This window comes from Geodermatophilus obscurus (genome assembly GCF_900143215.1).
Lineage (GTDB): Bacteria > Actinomycetota > Actinomycetes > Mycobacteriales > Geodermatophilaceae > Geodermatophilus > Geodermatophilus obscurus_A.
Genome location: NZ_FRDM01000104.1, coordinates 1 through 1,254, shown reverse-complemented (window position 1 = coordinate 1,254; position 1,254 = coordinate 1). Strand labels below are relative to the sequence as shown.

Sequence of the window (1,254 nt, the reverse complement as noted above, 5' to 3'; positions counted from 1 at the left end):
GCGCCGTGGGTGCGGCGGATGCCCTCCCAGACGGCGACCACCCGGGCGTTGCGGGTGGGGTCGGGCAGGTCGCGCAGCTGGTGAGCGAACTTGATCGCGCTCAGTCGGCGGCTCATCGTGCCGACCCTGGCGCCGCGGCCGGCCAGTGCGGTCAGGTAGCCGGTGATCGTCGCCGGCGCCGCCGGCAGCGGCTCCAGCCCGGCGCGGGTGCACCAGGCGGTGAACTCGGCCCAGTCGAAGCGGTAGCCGCGCAGCGTGTTCGCCGCCCGCGCCGCCTCCACGTAGGCCGCCTCCTCCGGCGACAGTGGTATGCCCTGCAACAGGGTGACGGCGTCGCCGGCGCCCGGGCTGGCGGTCCGGGCCGGCGCCCCGGCGGGGTGGTCGGCCGAGGCAGTCACGGGGTCGAGCTCTGCTCGGCGAGCAGCCGGTCGGTGAGCTCGACGGTGGCCAGGTACCACCAGAACACCCAGTCCAGGAAGACGTCGGCGTAGTCCTCCTGTTGCGCCTTGCCGTGGGGTCCGCGGACCCCCCGGTGGCGAATGTCGAACTCGTTGGCGATCTGGAAGAGGGCGCCCTCGTCCTTACTGAACAGCTCCTGCTTGAGCAGCGCTCGGCGGTCCTCGAGAACCCGGGCCAAAGCCGCGGCTGCGCTGCGCTTTTCCTCCCGGGTGGCCCCGCGGCCGCGGAACAGGGCGATCGCATGGCGGACGGCGTCCCGGTCTCGCGGGTCCGGAGTGGCCAGCGCCCGTTCGACCAGCTCGTCCCGGTCGTCCCCGGCGATGTGCACCAAGCGCCCGGCGTCTTCGCCGTTGTCGGCCAGCCGGACATCGGCCCCGTGCCGGGCGAGTAGCTCGTTGACTCTCCAGCGGTACACCGCTTGTCCGGTGCGGACGGCGAAGGAGCCGTAGTGGAACCCGCAGTCGCCGAAGTCGTGCGTCCAGCGGTCCCGAGGGCGGGCCACCAGGTCGTGCACCATCTCAATGAGGTCGTAGAAGGTGTCCTCGTCCCAGGCGCCGGGATCAAGCGGCCATAGCTCCCGGCGTCCGATCCGCTCGGCGGTGAGCCGCTCCAGCACTTCCGTGGGCTCCGGCGGATCTCCTCGGTCGTCGACGCACGGCGTCCGGGCTGCCTTCTCCAGATGTGACTGTTCAGGTCCTCGCTCGCGTGTCGTGATCGGGTGATCCCGGTCGGGGTGTGAACGATCGGTCCGTGACCGCTCCGTCCTACGAGCAGCTGGCGGCGCTCGTGGCGGCG

General features: G+C 72.1%; 1 protein-coding gene and 1 pseudogene. Both read right to left on the bottom strand.

The window, feature by feature from the left end; translation table 11 throughout:
• Positions 1-398: pseudogene (locus tag BUB17_RS25205) on the bottom strand (hypothetical protein); the annotation flags it as partial.
• Positions 395-1,075 (bottom strand): hypothetical protein, encoded by a 681-nt coding sequence (locus BUB17_RS25200; RefSeq protein ID WP_072921598.1) that lies wholly within the window; start codon positions 1,073-1,075, stop codon positions 395-397. The gene BUB17_RS25200 and the pseudogene BUB17_RS25205, both read right to left, overlap by 4 nt.
• Positions 1,076-1,254: the final 179 nt, after the last annotated feature.